Source organism: Paraburkholderia sp. Ac-20342 (assembly GCF_017104985.1).
GTDB lineage: Bacteria > Pseudomonadota > Gammaproteobacteria > Burkholderiales > Burkholderiaceae > Paraburkholderia.
Map to the genome: position 1 here is coordinate 1 of NZ_JAAGPQ010000212.1, position 1,373 is coordinate 1,373.

Below are 1,373 nucleotides of genomic sequence, written 5' to 3' on the forward strand. Positions count from 1 at the left end.
CGGGTAGGCATAGGACTGTGTTAATGGGATGGTCGCCCCCGCCTCCCCGGCAAGAGTACGCTATGGAGGCAATCACCAAGGGGAACCATCATGGAAGAAGTAACGCTTGTCGGAATCGATCTTGGTAAGCATTCATTCCATCTGCATGCCCAAGACCGAAAGGGCAAAGAGATCTTTCGCCGGAAGGTAACACGCCGACAACTCGTTGAGCTGTTCGTGAACTTTCCTGCGTGCACGATTGCTATGGAGGCGTGCGCCGGCGCGCATTTCATGGCTCGCACGTTGGCTGGTTTCGGCCATCAAGTCCGGCTGATTGCGCCACACCTCGTTCGGCCATTCGTCAAAAGCAATAAAAACGATTTCGCCGATGCCGAGGCGATCTGCGAAGCTGCCTCGCGCCCGTCCATGCGATTCGTTACACCTCGAACCGAACCTCAGCAGACACTTTCGGCACTCCATCGAGTTCGAGAATCATTCGTGCGTGAGCGCGTATGCACTGGAAACCAGGTTCACGGAATTCTCCTGGAATTCGGTATCAGTCTGCCGGTAGGCTGCACCGTGCTGAAGCGACTGCCAGCAATCATCGCGCAATACTCACTTCCTCCCCGCCTCGTGGTGCTGCTTGAACGGCTTCACGCCCACTACAAGTATCTCGACGAACAGATTGCGGAACTCGACAAGGATCTGGTTCGCCAGTTGGGCGAAGATGATCTCGGGCAGCGGCTTTTGACCATCCCCGGTGTCGGCCCAATCACTGCAAGCGTGCTATCAAGCGAGGTCGGAGACGGGAAACAGTACCGGAGCAGTCGAGACTTCGCTGCTTCAATTGGCCTTGTTCCGCGTCAGCACAGTACAGGTGGAAAGGCGAATCTGCTCGGCATTAGCAAGCGAGGGGACAAGAACATCAGGCGCTTGCTCGTACAGTGTGCCCGTTCTTATATGCGCGACGTCGCAAGGAGGGCTGGCCCTCTGGCGGATTGGGTACGCACGCTACTCGCTCGACGACACTCGAGCGTTGTGGCCTGTGCGCTGGCCAACAAGCTGGCGAGGATCGCATGGGCGATAGCTGCACGACACACGGTTTTCGAAACGGCTGGATACCAATTACAGAAGGGTTGAACAAACTCAATAGCGTTTTACCAACCATCTGGTTTTGCGATCGCTGGAAATTGATGACGTGAACGGCATACCGGCCTGAACGAACAACCCGATAGTCACGAAGGCTCCAAAAGCCGATGTGTTTTTTAGGATCGTCAGGCGCGACTCTCATCGTGGCGCTGAGGAAAAAACCTCAACGAAGACGCCGAATAGATTTGAGCAAGCCCGAAACATCGTTGAACCCAGCATTGCAAAAATGGGGGCGACCATAGATT

General features: G+C 55.4%; 1 protein-coding gene. It reads left to right on the forward strand.

The window, feature by feature from the left end; translation table 11 throughout:
- The first annotated feature begins 90 nt into the window (after positions 1-90).
- On the forward strand, positions 91-1,119 hold the full coding sequence (locus G3N58_RS33795; protein ID WP_206001364.1) for an IS110 family transposase: 1,029 nt from the start codon (positions 91-93) through the stop codon (positions 1,117-1,119).
- Positions 1,120-1,373: the final 254 nt, after the last annotated feature.

Bases quoted from the DNA above. Each gene is read 5' to 3' on its own strand.
- G3N58_RS33795 (WP_206001364.1), top strand. From the start codon at position 91: ATGGAAGAAGTAACGCTTGTCGGAATCGATCTTGGTAAGCATTCATTC.